This is a genomic window from Loktanella sp. D2R18, assembly GCF_003318235.1.
In the GTDB taxonomy this organism is placed as follows: domain Bacteria; phylum Pseudomonadota; class Alphaproteobacteria; order Rhodobacterales; family Rhodobacteraceae; genus Yoonia.
Genome location: NZ_QOCG01000032.1, coordinates 131,341 through 153,675 on the forward strand (window position 1 = coordinate 131,341; position 22,335 = coordinate 153,675).

The window sequence follows — 22,335 nt, forward strand, 5'->3', positions numbered from 1 at the left end:
TTGTTCATTATCAACATTCAGAAAGGAATAGTCATGCTATCAATACTTTCCAACAGCTTCCTGACCGCAACACGCAATGCCCGCTGGGATGCGCCAGACAATTGGGTTCACGATGGACGTCCGCGCAAAACCTATGAAATCGAACGCAAAGAGGCCCAATTGCGCGCGCATGCACAAAGATCAAGCAAATCGTGACGAAACCAAGCTTTGCCGCCATGCTACATACGATGGCGGCAAAGCTGCGATGTTTTGATGCATCGCAGCGCAGAATAATTGCCTTTAAGGTTGGTTTAGACTGCCCAGCACACTATATTTTATGCGACTGGGGCAAACAGTCATTGATCAGATCGAAAAAGGACAACGATCATGAAAACTATTACACTCGCCGCGACCTTGGCCGCACTTGCTTCTCCTGTGCTTGCCGAAGGTGATGCAGCAGCTGGCGAACAGCAATTTAATCGCCAATGCGTTGCGTGCCACGTTGTGCGTGACGATGCTGGCGAAGTGCTTGCTGGTCGCAATGCGCGCACGGGTCCAAATCTTTACGGGATAGATGGCCGCGTATTGGCCGCGATCGAAGACTTTCGGTACGGCGATGCGTTGGTTGCGCTGGGCGAAACAAGCGCGACATGGGACGAAGAATCTTTTGTTGCCTATGTACAAAACCCAACAGCCTATTTGCGCGAAGCAACTGGCGACGGCCGTGCCCGCGGTAAAATGGCCTATCAAGTCCGCGATGCACAGCAAGCGGCTGACATTTACGCGTTTTTGGGGACACTTTAACGCCACCTAAATACGGATTGTTGTAGGGGCTGCATTGGATAATCCAGTGCGGCCCCTTTACCTTTTTGCGGCCCATACCCTCTTGAAACCGGCTAAAATCGGTGAAACCATTGGGGATGGAATATCACATCAAATCTTGGGCTGAATTGGCCCCCCGTTTGGTCGCTGTTGCCGCAGGGCGCGCGCATGCTGACCTTATCATTTCTGGCGGTAAGCTAGTTAACGTGCAGTCCCGCGAAGTGCTAGACGGGTGGCAAGTCGCCATTGCGGGCGGGCGCTTTGCCTATGTGGGTCTGGACGCTAGCCATTGTATTGGGCCAGATACAGAGATCATTGATGCGACGGACCGATATTTGATTCCGGGTCTCTGCGATGGGCATATGCATATTGAAAGCGGGATGCTGACCCCGGCTGAATTTGCCGCCGCCGTGATACCCCATGGTACAACGACGATGTTCACCGATCCGCACGAGATTGCCAACGTGCTGGGCTTGCGTGGCGTGCGCATGATGCATGACGAAGCGCTGATGCAGCCCATCAATATCTATACGCAAATGCCATCCTGCGCCCCCTCGGCTCCGGGGCTTGAAACGACGGGTTTTGAAATATCCGCCCAAGATGTGGCCGAAGCCATGGCATGGCCCGGTATTATAGGCCTTGGTGAAATGATGAATTTCCCAGGTGTGATCAACGGCGATCCACAGATGTTGGCCGAAATGGCTGCGACGATGAATGCGGGTAAAACGGTTGGTGGCCACTATGCCAGCCCAGACAAAGGAAACGCCTTTGCCGCCTATGTTGCGGGGGGGCCGGCCGATGATCACGAAGGCACCGCTGAGGCAGACGCAATCGCGCGTGTTCGTTTGGGGATGAAGTCGATGATGCGGCTTGGGTCCGCGTGGTATGATGTTGAAAGCCAGATTACCGCGATCACTGAAAAGGGGCTTGATCCGCGCAACTTTATCCTTTGTACAGATGACTGCCATTCAGGGACGCTGGTGAACGATGGCCACATGAACCGCGTTGTGCGCCACGCGATCGCGTGCGGTTGTGATCCATTGATCGCGTTGCAAATGGCGACGATCAACACGGCTACGCATTTTGGCTTGGAACGGGAATTGGGGTCGATTGCGCCGGGGCGCCGGGCGGATGTGATCTTGACGTCTGACTTAGTAACGCTGCCGGTAGAACGGGTGATTGCACGTGGTCGTACGGTTGCTATTGATGGTAAGATAGCCGTCGAATGCCCACATTATGATTGGCCCACCGACGCGCGCCAAACCGTGAATATGGGCAAGGCGTTGGGCGGCGATGATTTCGCGATCACTGCCCCTGCTGGCAAGAATGAGGTTAAGGTCAAGGTGATTGGAGTCGTCGAAAACCAAGCTCCGACCGAAGCACTTACCGCTGAACTTCCCGTTGTTGATGGGTTGGTTGAAGGTACAGATGACACTTACCAGATCGCACTTGTTGAACGGCATCAAGGTACAGGAAAAGTCGTGAACGCCTTTGTCTCTGGCTTTGGCTACACGGGTAAGATGGCGATGGCCTCGACTGTGGCGCATGACAGCCACCATATGATCGTTGTCGGCACCGACCGTGAAAATATGGCTGCTGCGGCCAACCGATTAGGCGAAGTTGGCGGTGGTGTCACCGTCTGGAAAGACGGCAAAGAACTTGCGCTTGTTGAATTGCCGATTGCAGGGCTTATGTCGGATCAACCCGCTATTGATGTCGCGGCTAAGGCCGATGAAATGGTCGCGGCGATGATGGAATGTGGCTGTACATTAAATAATGCCTATATGCAGCATTCGCTTTTGGCGCTTGTTGTCATCCCATCGTTGCGGATTTCTGATCTGGGCTTGGTAGACGTAGAAAAATTCGAATTAACTGAACTATTTGAGGACGACCTATGAATGTAGAAAATCAGGTCACGATCCGGACACCCGATGTGCCCGGCCACGAGGCATTTACAGACGCAAAAGCCGCCGTCGCGCGATTGCTGAGCCTTTATGAAACTGCGGCGGGTTTTTTGTCTGAACGTTTCCAAGAAGCGATGGACAATGGGCAACCGGAAACGCGCGCGCGTGCGTATTACCCAGAAATTCGGCTCACCACGACAACCCACGCAAAGATGGATAACCGTTTGTCGTTTGGTCATGTTGCTGAACCGGGTGTATATGCGACAACGGTCACGCGACCGGATTTGTTTGAATCCTACCTTGAACAACAGATCCAGCTATTGCTGAACAGTCACGGCGTGCCCGTTATCATTGGGGCATCTGATACCGTGATGCCAGTGCATTTTGCGGCGGCAAATGACCCAAACCTTACAGTGCCCCAAGACGGCACGTTAGACTTTAACCTGCGTGACAATTTTGACGTGCCGGATCTGTCAACGACCCATGATGCGATTGTGAATGGTGAGGGGTTTGCTTATCCCGATGGCGCACAGCCACTCGCGCCCTTTACAGCGCAGCGCGTGGATTATTCGCTTGCACGATTATCGCATTACACGGCGACTGCTGCCGAGCATTTCCAAAATCACGTGTTGTTTACGAACTACCAATTCTATGTCGAAGAATTTGAAAACTACGCGCGCAAAATGCTGGCTGATCCGAATAGCGGCTACACAAGTTTTGTCAGCACCGGGAACGTGGAAATCACTGATGCCGAAGCGGTAATTCCGACACCTGCAAAGCTGCCACAAATGCCGACCTACCACCTGAAACGCGAAAACGGCGGTGGGATTACCTTGGTCAATATCGGTGTTGGTCCGTCAAATGCGAAAACCGCGACCGATCATATTGCCGTCTTGCGGCCACACGCATGGTTGATGGTTGGTCACTGCGCAGGGTTGCGCAATTCGCAGCGATTGGGTGACTTTGTATTGGCGCATGCTTATCTGCGCGAAGATCACGTTTTGGATGATGATCTGCCGATTTGGGTCCCAATCCCGGCGCTAGCAGAAATCCAGATTGCGCTGGAAACAGCGGTGGCCGACGTGACCAAGCTTGAAGGATACGAACTGAAGCGGATTATGCGGACCGGCACCGTTGCGACAATTGACAACCGCAATTGGGAACTGCGCGACCAGTCGGGCCCGGTGCAACGGCTATCGCAGTCACGTGCCGTCGCCTTGGACATGGAAAGTGCGACCATTGCTGCCAACGGATTTCGGTTTCGGGTACCCTATGGAACCCTACTGTGTGTAAGCGACAAACCCCTTCATGGAGAGTTGAAGCTGCCGGGAATGGCATCTGGTTTTTATAAAACGCAGGTCGCAGCGCACCTGATGATCGGTATTCGGGCGATGGAACGGTTGCGTGAAATGCCGCTGGAACGCATTCACAGTCGCAAATTACGCAGCTTTGAAGAGACCGCATTCCTCTAAAGTCGAAAAAAACGGGCGAAATGTCGCTATTTTCACTTGAAAGCGCACACTAATCGTTGTGGTGTGCCACAACATACCGTTAAATGCGCGGGTAGAGGCCCCATAGGGCGGGCAATTAAGGGAGACCAGAAAATGGCGACTAAACCACTAACGAAGGCGCAACTTGTTGCTGCACTAGCCGAAGAACTTGGCACAGATAAAAAAGCAGCAGGCGCTGCATTGGACGCCGTGACCGGCATCATCACCAAAGAAGTTTCCGGCGGTGGTGCTGTGACGCTTCCAGGTGTTGGCAAAATTTATTGCCGTGAGCGCCCAGAGCGTATGGTCCGTAACCCTGCCACAGGCGAACAGATCAAAAAAGAAGCCGATAAGGTTGTCAAAATGACAATCGCCAAAGCGCTGAAAGACAGCGTGAACGGCTAAATCATTTGGCCTTGTGCTAAATGTACGGTTTAAAGGGGTCATCCAGATTGGGTGGCCCTTTTTTGCGGGCTCGAACAATCGTATTGATACAATGTATTTATGATCTTGGATTGACGTTTCTTGGGTGTTCAGCAAACGTCCCGCCATGGATATCAAAGCAATTCTTATGGGGCTCGCCTTTGCCCTTATGTGGTCCTCGGCCTTCACTTCGGCGCGGGTGATCGTGGAATATGCACCACCGCTTAGCGCACTTGCGCTCCGATTTTTTGTTTCGGGTGTGATTGGCGTTGTGATTGCGTTTGCGATTGGGCAGTCGGCCAAGTTGACGCGCCGCCAATGGATAGGGGTGCTGATCTTTGGCCTGTGCCAAAACGCGCTTTATCTGGGTATGAATTTTGTCGCGATGCAAACTGTGCCTGCGTCGTTGGCCGCGATTATTGCGTCGACGATGCCTTTGCTTGTGGCGCTTGTCGGTTGGGTCGTTTTTGGAACAAAGGTAAAGCCGCTTGGGCTGACCGGGTTGGTCGCGGGTGTGATCGGCGTCGCCTTGATCATGGGTGCGCGGCTGCAAGGCGGTGTTGATCCGTTTGGCTTGGTCCTTTGTTTGGTTGCGGTCGTATCGCTGACCATCGCGACATTGGCCGTCATGGGCGCGGCGTCGGGCGGGAACGTGTTGATGATTGTCGGGCTGCAAATGCTTGTGGGGGCAACGATCTTGGCTGGCCCTGCCATCTTGCTTGAAGACTGGGTGGTTACTTGGAATTGGCAGTTAATCGTGGCGTTTGTCTATACAACGCTGATCCCCGGTTTGGCGGCCACATGGGTGTGGTTCATGCTGGTGGGACGGATTGGCGCCGTAAAGGCGTCGACATTCCATTTTTTGAACCCATTCCTAGGCGTGGCCATTGCGGCTGTGCTGTTAGGCGAAGCGATTGGGGTGTTAGACATCATCGGCGTTGCGATTATCGCAGGCGGGATCTTGGCGGTGCAATTGTCAAAGCAACCGGTTGCGCCTTAACTGTTTGGTCTGACGCCATCAGGCGACCCTTGAACACTTGCGCCATAGCCGACGGGTAACATCCCGAATAAAAACGCCCCAAGGGCTGCCGCGACAACGCATCTTTCGATCCCGAGACCGATTAGTTTCTGACCGTCGTTACGCTTGAACGGAACGGTCACGGCACCAAGCAGAAGCGTGCCAATGCCGTAGACAAGATGTCGGTTCGTTTTTAACACCACACGAAAACCATTGTGAATGGCATTGCCATAGAGCCCCAGCCGCCGGTGTCGCCGCAGGATATGGTAGCCCGCCACTTGATTGCGGAGGCACCGTTTTAGATGATAGCTGAGCGTCGCGCGTTCGCCATCCCAAGCTTCGTAGACAATTGAACCGGGGACAGGTGCGGCAACATAGCCGTGGATGTGTTGAATGCGCAGAAAAAAATCAACGTCTTCGCCCCCGCTTTCGTTAAAGAACGGATCAAAGCGCATATTCAGCCCGTCGTCGTCTGCAAAAATGCGGCGATGGATGGCGTAGTTGCCGCTGGAAAGAACCGAAGGGCGTTTGCCTTTGGTCAGCGATTGGAGTTGTCTTGCCTGCCGGTAGGGGCTGAGCGTGTCGTCATATTCATAGATACATTGCGCGATCAGCACCGGAGAGCTGAGCGTCTCAAAGCCATCAACCATTTCCGCCAGCCAGTTTTCATCGACCCATTCATCGTCGTCGACGCCGATAAACCAAGTTGCACCGCGTGCAGTAGCGGCATCTAGCGCATGGTTACGCGCAAAAACCAGACCCGCTTGCGGTTCATGTTCGACAGAAATGGGAAAGCGGGTTGCGGCGCCATCTAGCGCAGGTTCTGCTGTAGGAACATTGTTGTTATCAATAACAACAATCTCAACGCTATACCCTGCGGGCACAGGTTGGTCTTGGATGCCGTCAATCAAACGACGCAGCAGCGTGTTCCGCTGCCGCGTACATATACCGATCACAATACGTGGCTTTTCACCGATCATGATCGTTTCCTAGACCAATTTCATAAGATGTAAATTGGTACTAAAAGCCTTAGTATAGGCCTCCGTTGTCATCATCATCGTCGTCACCAGACAATGCTGCAGCGCCAACGAGGGCTGCGATGATAATCACTGGAATAACCCAGCTAGGGGCGCTTGAACCGACTGTTTCGGTGGGTTCCATAACGACAGGAGCGGTTTCAACGATCATATTCGCAACACCACCTGCGTAGGCAGAGATGGCGGCAACAGTTGATGTGCCAAAGACGGCGGTAAATAGTTTCATTTTATATGCCTTAGGTTTCGAGCTCTATCACACATGGCTTCGATAGAAACCACGCGCTGAATTTGTTGCCTATTGACGAAAATAAGTCAATAATATCTGGGCATTTTTGGTCGCGAGGGGCTTTTTGCAACAGGTCTCACTTTGGCGCTCAGGCTTAGTTACCCGATTTTTCCGCGCGTGCCGCCTGTATGACCGCGATCCAAGAGCAGGTGATCCAAGATTACACAGGCCATCATCGCTTCGCCCACAGGCACTGCGCGAATGCCGACACAAGGATCATGGCGGCCTTTGGTGATGACTTCCATCGGGGACCCATCCATGCGGATGGATTTGCGCGGGCTGAGGATAGATGATGTTGGTTTGACCGCAAAGCGCACGACGATGTCTTGCCCTGTGCTGATCCCGCCTAGAATGCCGCCTGCGTGGTTTGAACTATACTCAGGCCCGTTTGGTCCCATAAAAATTTCATCCGCGTTGTCACGCCCTGTGAGCGATGCGGCGTTCATGCCTTCGCCAATCTCAACGCCTTTGACGGCGTTGATGGACATCATCGCGGCGGCTAAATCAGTGTCTAACTTAGCATAAACCGGGGCGCCGATACCGGCCGGCACACCGCGCGCGACGACTTCAATAATTGCACCAACAGAGTTGTGATCGTCTTTGCGTAGCCACGCCAAATAGTCGTTCCATTCTGCGGCGGCTTGTGCGTCTGGGCAGAAAAAATCATTTTGATCGATCTGGTCCCAATCGATATTGGCACGATCAATGGCTTTGCTGCCCATTTGGGTCATGTAGCCTCTGATCTGGACATCGGGCGCGATTGCTTTGATCGCTTGGCGCGCAACCCCGCCCGCAGCAACACGTGACGCTGTTTCGCGCGCCGAAGACCGACCGCCGCCACGATAATCGCGGATGCCATATTTCTGGTGGTAGGTGATATCCGCATGGCCGGGCCGAAATGTGTTGGCAATATCGCCGTAGTCTTTGGACCGTTGATCGGTATTCCGGATCATCAGCTGGATTGGGGTGCCGGTTGATTTACCCTCAAACACACCGGACAGGATTTCGACCGCATCAGGTTCATTGCGTTGGGTTGTATTTTTGTTCAGGCCCGGGCGACGTTTATCCAGCCATTGTTGCAGCATCGCCGCGTCAATTGGTACGCTAGGAGGGCAGCCGTCAACGGTCGCACCTAAGGCGGGCCCGTGGCTTTCGCCCCAGGTTGTGAACTTAAAAAGGTGACCAAAACTATTCATCGACATATGCGCGCCCCATTGATTGGCCTTGGATTACAGGAACATCGCACCACATTCAATCACGGCTGCGGAGCTGATTTGCTACCAGCCAGAGACGGGAAAATTCAGCTCATGTGCGAGGTCGTTCAGATACGTGCGCAGGATGTCAGCACGTTGCGCGGCAAGATCACGGCCCGCAGTCGTTTTCATGGTTTCGGGAAGGCGCAGCAGTTTTACTGCAAAGTGGTCTATTGCAAAGGATTGGTCGTCCAGCGCGCGGGTCGTCGCAAACGGGTCGGCAGGATCAAACAACGGACGCCCCAAAGCGCCCGACACGGCAAAGCATCGGGCTAAACCCACCGCGCCTAGCGCATCGATCCGGTCCGCGTCTTGGATAATTTTTGCTTCAAGCGTTTGCGGGGTGACATTGGCCGAAAAACTATGCGCAACAATCGTATGGCAGGTCGCGTCGATTTGCGCGCTGCTAAGCCCTTGATCACGCGAGAATGGTTTGGCCTTTTCGGCCGATCTTGCAGAGGCATTGGCGCGGTCGGGGTGCGACTTGGGCAAATTAACGAGGTCGTGCAAATAGGCGGCATGCAGCAGCACAACCCGGTCACTAGGCGGTTCTTGGTCTGCAATGATCTGTGCATTTCGCCAAACGCGGTGCAGGTGTCCGATGTCATGGGCTGAATCTTGTGTGGTCGTGCGAAGTAGAAATTGTGCGAGCGCGTCGTGCATTTATATCCCTTAAATTTTGCCTGAACCTGCGGCTTTCGAGGCAAGATATAACGAATGATCAACCCTGATACCCGCATAGTTTCATGTTCTTTGCATTTTGGTGAAACATGCGTATGTAGGCCGCACCTCGGGGGGCCATATCGGCTGAGATGCGCAAGCGGACCCGTTGAACCTGAACCGGTTAAGACCGGCGGAGGGAAGGTATGGCAATCACGCTATCCCCCATTCCGCCCGTCGCATTTGGAGGATACGATGCAAAAACCAATCTATCTGCCAGTTGTCGCGGGACTTGCCCTTTGTGCCACTAGCACGTTGGCTGAGACCCCGGTACTGCAAGTTTTGACATATGACAGCTTTGTTAGTGATTGGGGTCCCGGCCCCGCAATTGAAACCGCATTCGAAGCGGAATGCGCTTGCGATCTTGAATTCGTTGGTAGCTCTGATGGGGCGGCCTTGTTGGCCCGCATTCAGCTAGAGGGACCACGGACAGAATTTGATGTGGTACTAGGGCTCGACACGAATCTGACCGCTGCGGCGCGTGAAACGGGCCTATTTGCGCCGCATGGTGTGACCGCCGATCTTGATTTGCCAATCGCATGGGATGACGCAGATTTCTTGCCTTTCGATTGGGGCTATTTCGCATTTGTTGGGAACGCAGACGCTGAAGCAGCTGTTTCACTGCGCAACCTCGCGGTTAGCGATCTGAAAATCGTGATCCAAGACCCGCGTTCATCAACTCCAGGATTGGGGCTGCTGATGTGGGTCAAGGAAGCCCATCCAGACGATGCGGCTGCGATTTGGGAAGCGCTTGCTGATAACATCGTTACAGTCACGCCCGGTTGGTCCGAAGCTTACGGGATGTTCCTTGATGGCGAAGCTGATGCAGTGCTGTCCTATACGACTTCGCCTGCATATCATCTCATCGCCGAAGAAGACGCCAGCAAAGTGGCATGGCCCTTTGAAGAAGGTCACTATATGCAAGTGGAAGTTGCCGGCAAACTTGCCAGTACGGATCAACCCGAACTTGCCGATCAATTCATGGCGTTTATCGTGTCTGAAGGTTTCCAATCGATCATCCCGACCACAAATTGGATGTATCCGGCGATAACACCAGAAGCTGGTCTTCCTGATGGGTTCGAAACCTTGGTGACGCCAGCCGTATCGCTGTTGAAATCACCCGAGGATGCTGCAGCAATCCGGGCGGAAGCGTTAGAAGAATGGCGCAACGCGCTATCACAATAAGTCCACGCTGGCCCGGCGTCCTTGCGGGGGCGCTGGTGCTTGTGTTGACGCTTGGGACGCTCGCGGCGGTGGCGCTGCGAGCGGAACTGACAACGGGTCTTGGTACGGCGGATTGGGCCGCGATCCGGTTTACCGTCGTACAAGCCTTTTTGTCCGCGCTGATTAGCGTTGTTCTTGCGATCCCGGTTGCGCGGGCCTTGGCGCGACGCCGATTTTGGGGACGGCAGGCTTTAATAACCCTGCTTGGTGCCCCATTTTTATTGCCGGTGATCGTGGCTGTCGTGGGATTGATTGCCGTCTTTGGGCGCAATGGAATTTTGAATTCTACACTGATTTGGGCTGGAATAGAGCCTATTTCGATCTATGGATTTCACGGCGTCATTCTGGCACATGTATTCTTTAACCTTCCGCTGGCAGTGCGATTTATCCTGCAAGGCTGGCTTGCGATCCCAGCAGAGCGGTTTCGATTGGCGGCCAGTTTGAACGCATCGATTGGCAGGGTTCTGGAAATCCCGATGTTACGCGCCGTGGTGCCCAGCACGTTTTTGGTAATTTTTCTGATTTGTCTGACCAGCTTTGCTGTCGCGCTCACCTTGGGTCGCGGCCCAAAAAGCACAACGGTGGAATTGGCGATCTATCAAGCGCTGCGGTTTGATTTTGATCTTGGGCGCGCGGCACTGCTGGCGTGTATTCAGTTTGGCCTTTGTGCCGTGGCCGCAGTGATCGCGTGGCGCGTGACCGGGGTTGATGCAATGGGTGCGGGGTTTGATCGCACAGTCACACGCTGGGACATGCGTCGCCCGTTTTGGGATTACCTGGCAATCGTTTTGGCAGCCCTGTTTCTTTTGATTCCGCTTGCGATGGTTGTGCTACGCGGCCTGCCTGGGTTGCTGATCATGCCAAGCTCTGTCTGGTTGGCCGCTGTGCGGTCGGTTTTGGTGGCTATCGGCTCAGCTACGTTGTGTTGTACGATGGCGATTGCACTGGGCCTGTTGGGTGGGCGCGTTGTTGCGGTGGTCGGTGTGTTGCCTCTTGCTGCCTCTGGGCTTGTCGTCGGGACGGGGGCATTTCTCATCGTATATCCTTTTGTCAGCCCAAGCGATGTTGCCTTGGTGATTACGATGTTGGTGAACGCGACGCTTGCCCTGCCCTTTGTCTTGCGCGCAATTGGTCCGGCGATTGTTGCGGTGCATGATGATTTCGGACGGCTTGGTGTTTCTGTTGGGCTGACGCGCTGGAGATGGCTGCGGATTGTAGTTTTGCCGCGGATCAGGCGGCCTTTGGGTTTTGGTGCAGGCCTATCGGCGGCACTTTCGATGGGTGATCTGGGGGTGATCGCCCTATTTGCTGGCAAGGCCGAAGAAACCCTACCGCTTGCAATGCACCGGCTTATGGGTGCTTACCGGATGGATGCCGCAGCAGGTGCGGCAGTGCTTTTATTGGGGGTAAGTTTGCTCATTTTTTGGATTTGCGACCATTGGGGACGTGGCGATGTTGATTTGTGAAGATCTTGAACTGCGGTACGATGATTTTTCTCTGCGGGCCGATCTGCGATTTCCGACGGGCGCGATTACCGCTTTAATCGGACCATCGGGCGCGGGAAAGTCCACGTTGCTTGCAGCAATTGCCGGATTTTTGGCCCCAGCGTCAGGGCGCGTGTCCTGGGCGGGCGCGGATATAACAACGCTATCCCCTGCGGATCGCCCGATTAGTATGCTATTTCAGGACAACAACCTATTTCCGCATCTGACGATTGCGCAGAATGTTGGGCTTGGGTTGCGGGCCGGGTTGCGCCTGTCTGCCAGTCAGATGTCGCAGGTGGAGGCGGTGCTTGAAAGCGTGGGTCTGGAGGGGATGGGAACACGCAAACCAGCCGCGCTTTCGGGCGGCCAACAAAGCCGGGCTGCATTGGCGCGGGTCCTGTTGGCGGATCGTCCACTTGTGTTGTTGGATGAGCCGTTTGCAGCACTTGGGCCAAGTCTCAAGGCTGAGATGCTTGATCTTGTAAAACAGCGATTAGCGGATCAGGGGCGCACCGTGATTATGGTGACTCATGACCCGCATGACGCAAAACGCATTGCAGATGCGGTTGCGGTTGTGGAGGATGGAGTTGTCACGGACCCTGCACCAACAGCTGGGCTGTTTGATAATCCGCCGCCTGTGTTGGCTGCGTATCTTGGCATGTAAGGTGGATCATGATCCACCCTACGCCACGAAAAAGGCCCACCAAATTGGTGGGCCTTTTGGAATTCACTGACGGATCAGATCAGTCTTTATGTTTGTGCGGCGCCCACAAACGTTTGTTTGTGAGATACAGCAAGACAGAAAGCAGGATCAGCAAGATTACACCAGCAAGCCCAGCTTGCTTGCGTGCCATCATTTTGGGTTCTGCGGTCCACATCAAGAAGGCGGCGACATCTTGTGCTTCGTGGTGGATGTCAGTTGAGTGGCCGTCAGCATATTCAACATCATCACCATACAAGGGCGGTGGCATGCCGATCCAGCTGCCTGGAACTGTATGGTGACCGTGATCATCGATACATTCCTCAGGGAAACCACCGGGCGCAAAGGCCACGTTATAATAACCATCAAAATCTTCGGGTGCGCATTCTGGTGCTTCTTCGTAGCCAGCAAGGATCGACGCAATATATTCGGCGCCGCCCATACCTTTGACGAATTGGTTGATCCCGGTGCCCAACGGGCCATGGAAACCAGCACGTGATTTTGCCATCAATGACAAATCTGGTGCGCCTTCATATGTCCCTGCCGGGAAGTGATCTGCAGGTGTAGCTGGCACATATTCGTCTGTGGCCGCGTCATAGACTTCGTAGAACTCTGCGTATGCGCGCATCTGATCTTCGGGCAGCGCAGGGCCGCCTTCGTCGTGCAATGTGCGGAACGCAACCAGTTCAAGGCCGTGACAGGCAGAACAGCTTTCGGTGTAGATCTGAAGCCCGCGTTGAAGTTGCATTTGGTCAAAGCTACCAAAAGGGCCCTCGAAAGAGAAATCGTAATCATGGACATGCGTTTCGCTTTCCGCGATCGCTTGCCCTGTTGTGAGGGCAAGCGCTGTAGCAGCGGTCAGTGTGAGTTTGCGGAACATATTCATTGGTCCTTTCTCACTCGGCCGATTTCGCTGAGGCGTCGGCCTCGGCTTTCGGCGCGTAGTGCGCGTTAAAGTCGTCTTCGATGGTTGCTGGCTGCGGCAGCGGTTTTTCGATCACGCCAAGCAGTGGCAGAAGAACGAGGAAGTAACCGAACCAATAGGTCGCAGCGATCAAGGAAATGTAAGGGTAGATGCCGTCTGTTGGCATTGCTCCTACCCACATCAAAACCATAAAGTCGAATGCCAGCAGTGCAAACCACCATTTGAACATCGGACGGTAACGGCCCGAACGCACGGATGATGTGTCAAGCCAAGGTGCCAGTGCCATCACAGCGATCGCGCCAAACATGGCAAGAACCCCAAAGAACTTTGCGTCGATGATCCCGAAGCTGACAAAATTCACCAGTTGCACGATCCAAACATCCGCAGTGAAGGCACGCAGGATGGCGTAGAATGGCAAGAAGTACCATTCAGGAACGATGTGTGACGGTGTCGCAAGCGGGTTCGCAGGGACGTAGTTATCGGGGTGGCCAAGATAGTTTGGCATGAACCCGACGATCGCCATAAAGACGGCCAGAACAACGGCCAATGCGAACAAATCTTTGATCACAAAATATGGCCAGAATGGCAGCGTATCTTTGGCAGCGTCTTCTTTGCTTGTCCGGCGGACTTCAACACCAGTTGGGTTGTTGTTGCCGGTTGTGTGGAATGCCCAAACGTGAACGATTGTTAGGCCCAGCAAAACAAATGGAAGTAGATAGTGCAGCGAGAAGAAGCGGTTCAGCGCAGGTTGCCCTACCGCAGACGCACCCAGCAACCATGTTTGGATTGATTCGCCAATGAATGGTATCGCACCGAACAGGCCAGTGATAACAGCGGTCCCGTGGAACGACATTTGGCCCCATGGAAGAACGTAACCCATAAAGGCCGTACCCATCATCATTAGATACATCAGCATGCCGATGATCCATGTCACTTCACGAGGGGCTTTATAAGAACCGTAGTAAAGGCCGCGGAACATGTGCAGGTAAACCGCAACAAAAAACAGCGACGCGCCGTTTGCGTGGAAATAGCGAATCATATGGCCGCCGTTCACATCACGCATGATGTGTTCAACAGATTTAAACGCCAAATCAACATGCGGCGTGTAGTGCATGACCAACACGATCCCTGTTGCGATTTGCAGCACCAGCGTAAATGCGAGCACAATGCCCCAGATCCACATCCAGTTCAGGTTTTTTGGCGTCGGCAACATCAAAGTGTCATAGACAAGCCCAACAATCGGAAGGCGCGTGTGCAGCCATTTTTCGATGCCAGTCTTTGGTTCGTAATGGTCGTGGGGAATACCAGACATGGTGCGCGCTCCTTAACCGAGTTGAATTGTTGTTTCGTCTATGAAAGACGCAACAGGGACGAGAAGGTTGCGCGGTGCAGGACCTTTACGGATACGGCCGGCTGTATCGTAGTGCGACCCGTGACATGGGCAGAACCAGCCGCCAAAGTCACCTTGTTCGCCCAAAGGCACACAGCCAAGGTGCGTGCAAATGCCCATCTGAACCAGCCATGTCCCATCTTCGGACAATGCGCGGTTTTCGTCAGAGGCATCTTCTTCACCAAGAAGGTTTTCGTTTTCGGCGCCTTGGTCAGGCAGGTCCGATACATCTACAGCGCGGGCAGCAGCGATTTCTTCTTCGGTCCGTGACCGGATGAAAACAGGCTTACCTTGCCACAGCACAGTCAATTGTGTGCCTGGCGCAACGGCGCTGATGTCGACACGAATTGACGCAAGCGCCAAAACGTCAGCTGAAGGGTTCATTTGGTTGACCAGTGGCCACACCGCTGCACCTGTTGCAACAACGCCGGCTCCGGCGGTTGCATAGTATATAAAGTCGCGGCGTGTGCCCTGATGATCGTCTGCATGTGACACGGCTTGCATCTCCGATTCTTTGGTTGGGCCGATCGCCCACGGGAAAGACGGGCAAAAATAAATTTAGCCCATTCTGGCGCTGTTTATCCATGAAAACATGATCCGTCCAGCGGACAATAGGGCGCAGGCGCCATTGTCGTCTTTATTGTGGCGAAACAAACAAGACTTCGTAAACATGATCCAAAGAATCACTGCACAAATTTTCACGATTTGAATTGCACTGAGGCGCGCCAACTGTCGCCGAAGATGATCGGATTTCCGCCGACGCATCGCTGAATTATATAGTTTTTGTGTCGCGGTGGACACATTCCACTTTGAACATTTAATACTCGCTTAATGGTGACTTGTTAGTGATGGGTACGCCGCATAGTTCGGTTTTAAGAACTGCCACTCTCTCGTAGGAAAATCTAATGTCTCGCGCGCTCACACTTTTCGCACTCATTTTTATGACGCCAGTTGCGGCTTCCGCACAGGTTGAGTTGAGCTTTTATGGCGGCGTACAGTCTGCACCTTCATCAGATGTCTCTGTGCGTGACGACGTGATTGGCGACGATGATTTCTCAATTTCATGGGAAGGACGGTCGTCTTCGGCCCCTATTTATTATGGGATTCGTGCGACCCGTTGGCAAAGCGATACATTCGGATATGGGCTCGATTTTGCACATAATAAAATCTACCCGGAAGATGGCGAACTGCCAGCAGGCTATGAGGTTCTTGAATTTACAGACGGGCTAAATACGCTGACTGTGAATGCTTACCACCGTTGGAATGGCGCGTTTGGTGACCTGTCACCCTATGTTGGTGGCGGGATTGGCGTTGCGATTCCGCATGTAGAGGTCACGAATGGCACGTCAGAAACATTCGGTTACCAATTGACCGGGCCTGCTGCCACATGGATCGCGGGCGCGACCTATCCCATCAATGACCAATGGTCCGTTTTTGGAGAGTATAAGGGCACGTTTTCGTCTAATAAGGCTGATCTTGATACCGGCGGAACAATCGAAACAGATGTGTTCACCAATGCGGTGAACATGGGCGTCAGCTTTAATTTTTGATTATTGCGGCGCGGTTGCTATCATGCTGTCGCGCTGAATAAATGCGGCGTGCCATTCGGCGAGTGCTGCATTTCCATTCCGCCAACCGCGCGCGTCGTGGCGCAAATCAACATATGATAATGCGCAGCCAATCGCGATTTGCCCGATATTTAGCGGGCCGTTTAGATGGCTCATCCACATTTTATTCACAGCACCGATCCCGCGATTCGCCTTGACCCACTGGGCTTCTATCCATGCGGGTGACTGTTCATTTTCGGGGCGTAGGCGCAGTTCGTAGGCCATCGCAACGGCTGCCTCCATAATCGCGTCGGCGGTTGCCTCAAGTGTCAGAAGTTCCCAGATCTGGGATTGTGGATAGAGCGATCCGCCTGCGTGATCGTTCAAGAACCGGGTGATGACGCGGCTATCATAGATCGCAGGCCCATCGTCACGCACCAGCGCAGGGATTTTGCCAATGGGGTTGGCGGCTACAATCGCTGGATCGGATTTCAGGGCGTTTGTGCTGATTGGCACCTCTGAAATTTGATCTGTCAGACCAAGTTCACGCATAACAACACGGGCCTTGCGGACAAACGGAGAAGCGGGCGACATCAGTAATTTCATTGTATTCCCCATGAGTTACGAATTTGGAAACAAGACATTATCTTGCCCGTCTTGCCAAGGTGCATATTTGGTCATGATGCGTGCGAACCGATCAGAGCCAAGAAACTCATCCAGCCATTTGGTCAGCGGCCCCAGTTTTTGCGCATCAAACCATACACGGTTCGTGTTTGCGAATTGCCGCACAAATGGCAATATCGCCATATCTGCCAGCCGAATTTGATCGCCCATCAAATAGCGCGTGTTGTCAAGCCGCGCGTTCAGGACGCGCAAAAACACCATCGCCTTTTCGCGCTGCTCTGCCTCGTCTAGATCGGGGAACCGCACGGCGTATTTTGTATGATCAAGCGCTTGTTTGAAGGGGCCTTCACAGGTTGCGATCAGGTCCATGCCTTCAGCCGGCATATCCAGCCACCCTTCGGGATCATTTTGGGTCAGCGCCCAAATCATGACATCGCGGCTTTCATCGATCACGCGGTCGGGCAATTGCAGGACCGGCACGGTTCCCTTGGCAGAGGCCGCCAGAAATGGTGTTGGTTTTTCGCGTAACAAGATTTCGCGTAGCGCAACTTCTTGCTGGCTCGACTGAACGGCTAGGCGCGCACGCATTGCATAGGGGCAGCGGCGAAAAGACCAAAGAATTGGGCGCGGTTCCACTATGTTACCCTGCCCTTAACTGTGTGCCGTCAACGCCTAAGATCGCAGCGGTGACGATCTGGCTTTCGGCTTGATCGTTGTCAAAAAGGACCTCGGCAAATTGTTCGGTCCGGCCCATACGTGGGTTCTCCATTAGAATATGATGCGTCGCACCAACCTGTGCCTGCAAATGCGCGGCTACCTTTGCGTCTCCAGCGGCGCGTAGCTGCGCCGCGCGGGCTTTGATGATGTTGCCGTTCACCTGCGTCGGGATTTTCGCAGCGGGTGTCCCTTCGCGTTTGGAATATGGAAAGACGTGCAGCCAAGTCAGGTCGCAATCCTCAACAAGTTTAAGCGAGTTTTCAAAATGCGCGTCCTTCTCGGTCGGAAACCCGGCGATAATATCGGCACCAAAGGTCATATCGGGGCGCAATTTGCGTGCATCCTCGCAGAACTTGATTGCGTCGTCGCGCAAGTGGCGGCGCTTCATCCGTTTTAGAATCATATCATCGCCATGTTGCAAGGACAGATGCAAATGCGGCATCAACCGCGGTTCGGTGGCAATTGCTTGCATCAGATTTTCATCAACTTCGATACTGTCGATCGAACTGATCCGCAGCCGTGGCAAATCTGGCACCAGTTTTAGAATACGCATCACCAGATCGCCCAGTTTTGGCGCGGCTGGCAGGTCAGCACCCCAGCTGGTCAGGTCGACGCCGGTCAGCACGACTTCGTTATAGCCGCGATCAACAAGCCGTCTGATTTGGTCGACAACAACGCCCGCAGGGACCGATCGCGAATTGCCACGTCCATAGGGAATGATGCAAAAGGTACAGCGGTGATCGCAGCCATTTTGAACCTGCACATATGCGCGGCTCCGGGTGCCGAATCCGTCGATCAGATGGCCAGCAGTTTCTGTGACCGACATGATGTCATCTACTTGGACGGGTTCGGTCTGGCCGATCAAATCGGGTGCCATATTCACCCAAGTCGTCGGGTTCATTTTTTCGGTATTGCCGATGACAACGTCGACCTCGGCCATGTTTGCAAAAGTATCGGGTTCAGTCTGCGCGGCACAACCTGTCACAATCAATTTTGCATCTGGATTTTCACGGCGCAACTTACGAATATCTTGGCGGGCTTTGCGCACGGCTTCGGCAGTCACGGCGCAAGTGTTTACGATCACAGCGTTTTCGACACCTGCAGATGTGGCGAGTTCCTTCATCGCCTCAGATTCATAGGCGTTCAACCGACATCCGTGGTTGGAAAATTTGGGTGCCTTGCCGCCCATCAAAGCCGCCATTGTCCGTCAAAGACATGCGCAGTTGGCCCAGTCATCCAGACGCCATCGTCGCGCCAGTCGATATGCAGCGTTCCGCCGTCCAGATCGATCTGGACCTTGCGCCCGGTAATCCCACGCCGTGCCGCCGCGACGGCTGTCGCACATGACGACGAACCAGATGCTAGCGTCACGCCAACCCCGCGCTCCCACACCCGCATCCGCAGGTGATCCGGCCCAATCAGACTGGCGAATTGCACATTTGTACGTTGCGGATAAAGCGGATCGTGTTCAACCTCGGCGCCACGGGCCGTGAGATCCACAGCCTCCGCATCGTTAACGAAAAACGTGCAATGCGGGTTGCCCATGCCTGTCGCAGCAGGTGCGCCTTCAATAGGCAAGGAAAGTGTATCAACCTCATGCGCCAGCGGGACCTCATCCCAGCGCAATTGCGGATGCCCCATATTCACCGAGGTCAGCCCATCGCCAGCCTCTCGTGCATAAAGCGTGCCGCGATCCGTTGTGATTGTCAGCGTATCGCGCCCTGTCTCGTCGATTAGGAACCGCGCAATACAACGGGTCGCATTCCCGCAGGCCGCCGACAGTGACCCATCACTGTTCCAGAACGTCAGATGTACGTCGGCCTCCGGAGTATCGGAGAGGACGGCAAGCTGATCAAAACCCACACCGCGGTGCCGATCCGCAATGGCGATTGCCAAGGCTGCGTCAACGCGCGGGGTGATTCCCCGTTCGTCCACAACAACAAAGTCGTTTCCCAGCCCGTGCATCTTCATGAAGGGCAAATATGCTTGGTTTTGCGTGTTCATTTGGGCGATATAAGCCAAGTGTTTGGACTATTCCAGATAAGATGACATTTGGGGGTTGACCCCAACGCGCCACCTTCCTAATACGCCCCCCAGTGGGCCGTTAGCTCAGTTGGTAGAGCAACTGACTTTTAATCAGTAGGTCGATGGTTCGAACCCATCACGGCTCACCACTTTTTCAATTATAAGATGACACGTAGTTTGTCTCTTTTGACAAGAGTTCGTCGCTTTTTCTGGAAAGTTTGACGGCTGCCAAGTTCCAGATCGTACAACTTTTGATCGGGACGTTTGTCAGCAGACCATAAGAGTGCAGATTTGGAGCATTAGCATTCAGATCTGCCCTAGAGGTCAGCTTCCGACATCCTCTTGAGACTGAAATCGAACTGATCGATCGCTTTGGACTAACCGGGACAATCTCGGCGGATTGTTAGGTTGATACTCGCCTTTCGATAGCCTTCGGCAGACCTCTCAAGGGTCAAAAAAGCCGAGCACACACCCAGACTCTTACTAATTATGTTCTGATGCAGTTCAAAAGCACTTGCTTCTCAATCTGGGAGTAGTTGTGGTGCTCGTGAAACCCGTGACTTGCTTCAATTAGAAGGGATCTCTTACCAAGAACTGCGGCTGTCTTACGTTCAAAATTCACCCAGGAAGATTGCTTGCTCGCTTCAGAGGTGATGTAGAGTACCAATGCCGATCGCTCTATCGCAGAGAATATTTGAGTTTTTAAACAAAAACCCAAATCGAGATCATTGCGGTCGATCCAATACGCGAGGTTCATGCGCGCAATCGTGGCCTCGATGGAACGAGCTATCGGCTGATCAACCCATGAGTAACTTATGAATATCATTGTTTTACGATCTTGAAGGCGTTTTCGTCGGTACCTTCTAGTTTTACGTTAGGTACGAAAACAACTGCTTCAGCGTTAGCCCAATCTCCGTCCGCGCTTTGCCGCTCTGTCGTAACTTGCACGATACAGCCGTTTGGCATCTCCAATGCCTTTGTGCTCTTTTTCCAGCCCTTTCCTTGCGCTTTGAATAGCAGTTTCAGTTGGTCCGGATCGCCGAATGTTTTCACTTCATCCGGTAAGTCAGACGTTTTGGTGACGAGTTTTCCTACTTCGAGACCTGCTATCTTGAGTTCCGAGCCACTTTCGATGCGCTTCTTAAGAATAACAAAAACCCCAGTTACTTGCTTACGAAAAAACAAACCAAGGATCAGCAGAAAAAAGATCCAAGCTATGGACTGTACCAATGGCACATAGCCGTCCGCGGCTTCCAAAAACTCTGTAGTTTTCAACCGTTTTCCTCCAAATCAAAGCAAGAATAGGCTTGAGACGTTTCGCCTTGGTATCCTATCCGGCCTTATTATCTCCAAAAGACAGTATATATTTCTTAGTGAAGTCATAGGGGTCGGAGACGTAACCATTCGCAATCTCCCCAGTATCATCGGACCAGGAATGATGAGACCACTTCCACTTTTTGGTGCCTTCAAATTCGTTGAACGAGCCCCAGCCAGAGCGTCTTTCTTTTGTATTACACGTCAGAATCAGACATTCCGTCAATCTCGGCAGAAATACGATCTCAGAAAAAACACGATTCAACGCCATAAATTTCGGCTCAAAGTAAAGACCAACATGGACAGACTCCAATCGACAATGATTGAACAAGTTGTAAGTTTCGTCATACTCGTCTGGCACGCTCATTGCCGCTAGCATTGCAACAGAACCAATCCCACCAAACGGCTGACGACGTCTCTTCCTCTCAACGTCACTTTCCACAAAAACATCTGACCCGCCACGCCGGTCCAAGAGGCTGATGACAGATCGCTTATTCTGGACATATTCAAAGTCATCATACTTGACAGTGCGAACCTCAAAAAAGTCAGCGATCTCGGGCGTCATACTCGAGTCATCTAGAATAGAGGCAAATACTCCGTCGATGAACGCTTGTGCTTCATCTTTTGAAGGAACCTTTGTTTCAATTTTCTCTATTGCCGTCTTTGCTAAGGCGAGCGCAGTGGCAGGAGGTGCGCTTTCTGCCAGCGTTTCATCCGTATCTGGCGGACGCAAGAATACTGTACGCAAGTCGTTCAATCGTGCCGCATCATTGCAAAACTTCTCTTGAGAAGTACCTTGTCGAATGAAATGTGGCGTTTGGCCATCATGCTGCAAGAACGCGTCTCTCAATGCGTTCTCGACATCCGAATAGTAGACGGGTCCCTTTTCTTTTTGAAGGCAGGCCTTGATAAACTCATCGGTGAAAAGACTTATTTCATCGCCTGCCAAAGAAAACTGACTCTCGGTGCATGATGAAAACTGTACGAAGTTCGAAAACCCAGACTTTAAGGCTCTTGCTAACGGCGGAGCGTCGCTTTTGATCAAGTTGCGTCCTGCTTCGCAAGCGTCAATCACTACGACTGACATGTCAGCGTCGAACTGGCGAATTAGTTCAAATGCGTCAGTTCGTGACAACCCTGTTGAGTTTGGTGACACTTCCTTGAAGCTTTCGAAGCACATGTAGAAGTCGTCCGCATTAGAAAGCCCATGCCCTGAAAAATATAGGAACATTTCTTCGCAGCTGTCTTCATTTTCTGTCAGTTTCCGAAGCTCATCCTTCACAAACGAAACAGGTTTATCGACGAACTCGACAATCTGAGTGAACTTTTGAGTTTCCGACAATAGTTCGCGCATTTGAACGACATCGTTTGCGCAACACTCAAGCTCAGACAGATCGTCATATTTCGTGTTACCAACTAAAACCGCGATGCTTTGACTCAATTCCCTACGCCT

At 53.0% G+C, this 22,335-nt stretch carries 24 protein-coding genes, 1 tRNA gene and 1 riboswitch; of the genes, 11 read left to right on the forward strand and 14 right to left on the reverse strand.

Going from position 1 to position 22,335, the window contains the following annotated elements; all coding sequences use genetic code 11:
* Positions 1–33 precede the first annotated feature (33 nt).
* The 6 genes from DS901_RS18860 to DS901_RS18020 all read left to right on the forward strand — a co-directional run bounded on the left by DS901_RS18860 (position 34) and on the right by DS901_RS18020 (position 5,618).
* Entirely contained in the window at positions 34–195 is a 162-nt protein-coding gene (locus DS901_RS18860) for a hypothetical protein (RefSeq protein WP_181820928.1), read from the forward strand.
* A 171-nt stretch (positions 196–366) separates the two neighbouring features.
* The gene (locus tag DS901_RS18000) at positions 367–783 is read left to right on the forward strand and encodes a c-type cytochrome (RefSeq protein ID WP_113778322.1); all 417 of its coding nucleotides are present in this window, start codon (positions 367–369) and stop codon (positions 781–783) included.
* 116 nt (positions 784–899) lie between these two features.
* Positions 900–2,699: an adenine deaminase gene (gene ade, locus DS901_RS18005; protein WP_113778323.1), complete on the forward strand. Its 1,800-nt coding sequence runs from the start codon at positions 900–902 to the stop codon at positions 2,697–2,699.
* Positions 2,696–4,177: an AMP nucleosidase gene (locus tag DS901_RS18010; RefSeq protein WP_113778324.1), complete on the forward strand. Its 1,482-nt coding sequence runs from the start codon at positions 2,696–2,698 to the stop codon at positions 4,175–4,177. Before ade ends, DS901_RS18010 begins: the two co-directional genes overlap by 4 nt.
* Before the next feature lie 132 nt (positions 4,178–4,309).
* On the forward strand, positions 4,310–4,600 hold the full coding sequence (locus tag DS901_RS18015; RefSeq protein WP_113778325.1) for an HU family DNA-binding protein: 291 nt from the start codon (positions 4,310–4,312) through the stop codon (positions 4,598–4,600).
* A gap of 145 nt (positions 4,601–4,745) precedes the next feature.
* Positions 4,746–5,618 carry a DMT family transporter gene (locus DS901_RS18020; RefSeq protein WP_113778326.1) on the forward strand — a complete coding sequence of 291 codons (873 nt, stop codon included), beginning with the start codon at positions 4,746–4,748 and terminating at the stop codon, positions 5,616–5,618.
* Here the strand turns inward: DS901_RS18020 and DS901_RS18025 are convergent.
* The 4 genes from DS901_RS18025 to DS901_RS18040 all read right to left on the reverse strand — a co-directional run bounded on the left by DS901_RS18025 (position 5,615) and on the right by DS901_RS18040 (position 8,875).
* Complete coding sequence (locus tag DS901_RS18025; RefSeq protein ID WP_113778327.1) at positions 5,615–6,616, reverse strand: glycosyltransferase family 2 protein; 1,002 nt, start codon at positions 6,614–6,616, stop codon at positions 5,615–5,617. The two genes, DS901_RS18020 and DS901_RS18025, sit on opposite strands and share 4 nt — an antisense overlap.
* A gap of 49 nt (positions 6,617–6,665) precedes the next feature.
* Positions 6,666–6,899, reverse strand: coding sequence for a hypothetical protein (locus DS901_RS18030; protein ID WP_113778328.1), 234 nt, complete (start codon positions 6,897–6,899; stop codon positions 6,666–6,668).
* A 158-nt stretch (positions 6,900–7,057) separates the two neighbouring features.
* A complete protein-coding gene (aroC, locus tag DS901_RS18035; RefSeq protein ID WP_113778329.1) occupies positions 7,058–8,161 on the reverse strand; it encodes a chorismate synthase in 1,104 nt (367 codons plus the stop codon).
* Positions 8,162–8,236: 75 nt separating this feature from the next.
* Positions 8,237–8,875, reverse strand: a complete 639-nt coding sequence (locus tag DS901_RS18040; RefSeq protein ID WP_113778330.1) for an HD domain-containing protein — start codon at positions 8,873–8,875, stop codon at positions 8,237–8,239.
* 118 nt (positions 8,876–8,993) lie between these two features.
* Positions 8,994–9,091: riboswitch (TPP riboswitch) on the forward strand.
* Between the two features lie 36 nt (positions 9,092–9,127).
* Here DS901_RS18040 and thiB point away from each other — a divergent pair.
* The 3 genes from thiB to DS901_RS18055 are packed head-to-tail and all read left to right on the forward strand — an operon-like array spanning position 9,128 to position 12,304.
* Positions 9,128–10,117, forward strand: coding sequence for a thiamine ABC transporter substrate binding subunit (thiB, locus tag DS901_RS18045; protein ID WP_113778331.1), 990 nt, complete (start codon positions 9,128–9,130; stop codon positions 10,115–10,117).
* A complete protein-coding gene (locus tag DS901_RS18050) occupies positions 10,093–11,622 on the forward strand; it encodes a thiamine/thiamine pyrophosphate ABC transporter permease ThiP (protein WP_113778332.1) in 1,530 nt (509 codons plus the stop codon). Before thiB ends, DS901_RS18050 begins: the two co-directional genes overlap by 25 nt.
* Positions 11,609–12,304 (forward strand): thiamine ABC transporter ATP-binding protein, encoded by a 696-nt coding sequence (locus tag DS901_RS18055; RefSeq protein ID WP_113778333.1) that lies wholly within the window; start codon positions 11,609–11,611, stop codon positions 12,302–12,304. The genes DS901_RS18050 and DS901_RS18055 overlap by 14 nt, the downstream gene beginning before the upstream one ends.
* 79 nt (positions 12,305–12,383) lie before the next feature.
* Here the strand turns inward: DS901_RS18055 and DS901_RS18060 are convergent, their stop codons facing one another.
* Genes DS901_RS18060 through petA form a run of 3 tightly spaced genes read right to left on the reverse strand, consistent with a single transcriptional unit; the run spans position 12,384 to position 15,150 of the window.
* Positions 12,384–13,226 (reverse strand): cytochrome c1, encoded by an 843-nt coding sequence (locus tag DS901_RS18060; protein WP_113778334.1) that lies wholly within the window; start codon positions 13,224–13,226, stop codon positions 12,384–12,386.
* Positions 13,227–13,236: 10 nt separating this feature from the next.
* Entirely contained in the window at positions 13,237–14,577 is a 1,341-nt protein-coding gene (gene petB / locus DS901_RS18065; RefSeq protein WP_113778335.1) for a cytochrome b, read from the reverse strand.
* 12 nt (positions 14,578–14,589) lie between these two features.
* The gene (gene petA / locus DS901_RS18070; protein WP_113778415.1) at positions 14,590–15,150 is read right to left on the reverse strand and encodes a ubiquinol-cytochrome c reductase iron-sulfur subunit; all 561 of its coding nucleotides are present in this window, start codon (positions 15,148–15,150) and stop codon (positions 14,590–14,592) included.
* 410 nt (positions 15,151–15,560) lie between these two features.
* Between petA and DS901_RS18075 the strand changes: the two genes are divergently transcribed.
* A complete protein-coding gene (locus DS901_RS18075) occupies positions 15,561–16,205 on the forward strand; it encodes an outer membrane protein (protein WP_113778336.1) in 645 nt (214 codons plus the stop codon).
* Here the strand turns inward: DS901_RS18075 and DS901_RS18080 are convergent, their stop codons facing one another.
* The 4 genes from DS901_RS18080 to dapF are packed head-to-tail and all read right to left on the reverse strand — an operon-like array spanning position 16,206 to position 19,547.
* Positions 16,206–16,808 carry a glutathione S-transferase gene (locus tag DS901_RS18080; RefSeq protein WP_113778416.1) on the reverse strand — a complete coding sequence of 201 codons (603 nt, stop codon included), beginning with the start codon at positions 16,806–16,808 and terminating at the stop codon, positions 16,206–16,208.
* 15 nt (positions 16,809–16,823) lie between these two features.
* Entirely contained in the window at positions 16,824–17,462 is a 639-nt protein-coding gene (locus tag DS901_RS18085; protein WP_113778337.1) for a glutathione S-transferase, read from the reverse strand.
* A gap of 4 nt (positions 17,463–17,466) precedes the next feature.
* Positions 17,467–18,744, reverse strand: a complete 1,278-nt coding sequence (gene mtaB / locus DS901_RS18090) for a tRNA (N(6)-L-threonylcarbamoyladenosine(37)-C(2))-methylthiotransferase MtaB (protein ID WP_113778338.1) — start codon at positions 18,742–18,744, stop codon at positions 17,467–17,469.
* Positions 18,732–19,547 (reverse strand): diaminopimelate epimerase, encoded by an 816-nt coding sequence (gene dapF, locus DS901_RS18095; RefSeq protein ID WP_113778417.1) that lies wholly within the window; start codon positions 19,545–19,547, stop codon positions 18,732–18,734. Before dapF ends, mtaB begins: the two co-directional genes overlap by 13 nt.
* Before the next feature lie 94 nt (positions 19,548–19,641).
* On the opposite strand from dapF, the gene DS901_RS18100 reads away from it, so the two are divergent.
* Positions 19,642–19,717 (forward strand) — tRNA-Lys (locus tag DS901_RS18100).
* Positions 19,718–20,055: 338 nt separating this feature from the next.
* Here the strand turns inward: DS901_RS18100 and DS901_RS19185 are convergent.
* From DS901_RS19185 to DS901_RS18115, 3 genes are read right to left on the reverse strand one after another with little or no spacing between them, the layout of a single operon-like run.
* The gene (locus DS901_RS19185; protein WP_113778339.1) at positions 20,056–20,394 is read right to left on the reverse strand and encodes a toll/interleukin-1 receptor domain-containing protein; all 339 of its coding nucleotides are present in this window, start codon (positions 20,392–20,394) and stop codon (positions 20,056–20,058) included.
* Positions 20,391–20,843 carry a hypothetical protein gene (locus tag DS901_RS18110; RefSeq protein WP_113778340.1) on the reverse strand — a complete coding sequence of 151 codons (453 nt, stop codon included), beginning with the start codon at positions 20,841–20,843 and terminating at the stop codon, positions 20,391–20,393. The genes DS901_RS19185 and DS901_RS18110 overlap by 4 nt, the downstream gene beginning before the upstream one ends.
* Positions 20,844–20,898: 55 nt before the next feature.
* The gene (locus tag DS901_RS18115; RefSeq protein ID WP_113778341.1) at positions 20,899–22,323 is read right to left on the reverse strand and encodes a caspase family protein; all 1,425 of its coding nucleotides are present in this window, start codon (positions 22,321–22,323) and stop codon (positions 20,899–20,901) included.
* Between the last annotated feature and the right edge of the window lie 12 nt (positions 22,324–22,335).

Excerpts from the sequence above, each read along its gene's own strand:
- DS901_RS18860 (WP_181820928.1), top strand. The coding sequence starts at position 34 with ATGCTATCAATACTTTCCAACAGCTTCCTGACCGCAACACGCAATGCC.
- DS901_RS18000 (WP_113778322.1), top strand. The coding sequence starts at position 367 with ATGAAAACTATTACACTCGCCGCGACCTTGGCCGCACTTGCTTCTCCT.
- ade (WP_113778323.1), top strand. The coding sequence starts at position 900 with ATGGAATATCACATCAAATCTTGGGCTGAATTGGCCCCCCGTTTGGTC.
- DS901_RS18010 (WP_113778324.1), top strand. The coding sequence starts at position 2,696 with ATGAATGTAGAAAATCAGGTCACGATCCGGACACCCGATGTGCCCGGC.
- DS901_RS18015 (WP_113778325.1), top strand. The coding sequence starts at position 4,310 with ATGGCGACTAAACCACTAACGAAGGCGCAACTTGTTGCTGCACTAGCC.
- DS901_RS18020 (WP_113778326.1), top strand. The coding sequence starts at position 4,746 with ATGGATATCAAAGCAATTCTTATGGGGCTCGCCTTTGCCCTTATGTGG.
- DS901_RS18025 (WP_113778327.1), bottom strand. The coding sequence starts at position 6,616 with ATGATCGGTGAAAAGCCACGTATTGTGATCGGTATATGTACGCGGCAG.
- DS901_RS18030 (WP_113778328.1), bottom strand. The coding sequence starts at position 6,899 with ATGAAACTATTTACCGCCGTCTTTGGCACATCAACTGTTGCCGCCATC.
- aroC (WP_113778329.1), bottom strand. The coding sequence starts at position 8,161 with ATGTCGATGAATAGTTTTGGTCACCTTTTTAAGTTCACAACCTGGGGC.
- DS901_RS18040 (WP_113778330.1), bottom strand. The coding sequence starts at position 8,875 with ATGCACGACGCGCTCGCACAATTTCTACTTCGCACGACCACACAAGAT.
- thiB (WP_113778331.1), top strand. The coding sequence starts at position 9,128 with ATGCAAAAACCAATCTATCTGCCAGTTGTCGCGGGACTTGCCCTTTGT.
- DS901_RS18050 (WP_113778332.1), top strand. The coding sequence starts at position 10,093 with ATGGCGCAACGCGCTATCACAATAAGTCCACGCTGGCCCGGCGTCCTT.
- DS901_RS18055 (WP_113778333.1), top strand. The coding sequence starts at position 11,609 with ATGTTGATTTGTGAAGATCTTGAACTGCGGTACGATGATTTTTCTCTG.
- DS901_RS18060 (WP_113778334.1), bottom strand. The coding sequence starts at position 13,226 with ATGAATATGTTCCGCAAACTCACACTGACCGCTGCTACAGCGCTTGCC.
- petB (WP_113778335.1), bottom strand. The coding sequence starts at position 14,577 with ATGTCTGGTATTCCCCACGACCATTACGAACCAAAGACTGGCATCGAA.
- DS901_RS18075 (WP_113778336.1), top strand. The coding sequence starts at position 15,561 with ATGTCTCGCGCGCTCACACTTTTCGCACTCATTTTTATGACGCCAGTT.
- DS901_RS18080 (WP_113778416.1), bottom strand. The coding sequence starts at position 16,808 with ATGAAATTACTGATGTCGCCCGCTTCTCCGTTTGTCCGCAAGGCCCGT.
- mtaB (WP_113778338.1), bottom strand. The coding sequence starts at position 18,744 with ATGGCGGCTTTGATGGGCGGCAAGGCACCCAAATTTTCCAACCACGGA.
- dapF (WP_113778417.1), bottom strand. The coding sequence starts at position 19,547 with ATGAACACGCAAAACCAAGCATATTTGCCCTTCATGAAGATGCACGGG.
- DS901_RS19185 (WP_113778339.1), bottom strand. The coding sequence starts at position 20,394 with ATGATATTCATAAGTTACTCATGGGTTGATCAGCCGATAGCTCGTTCC.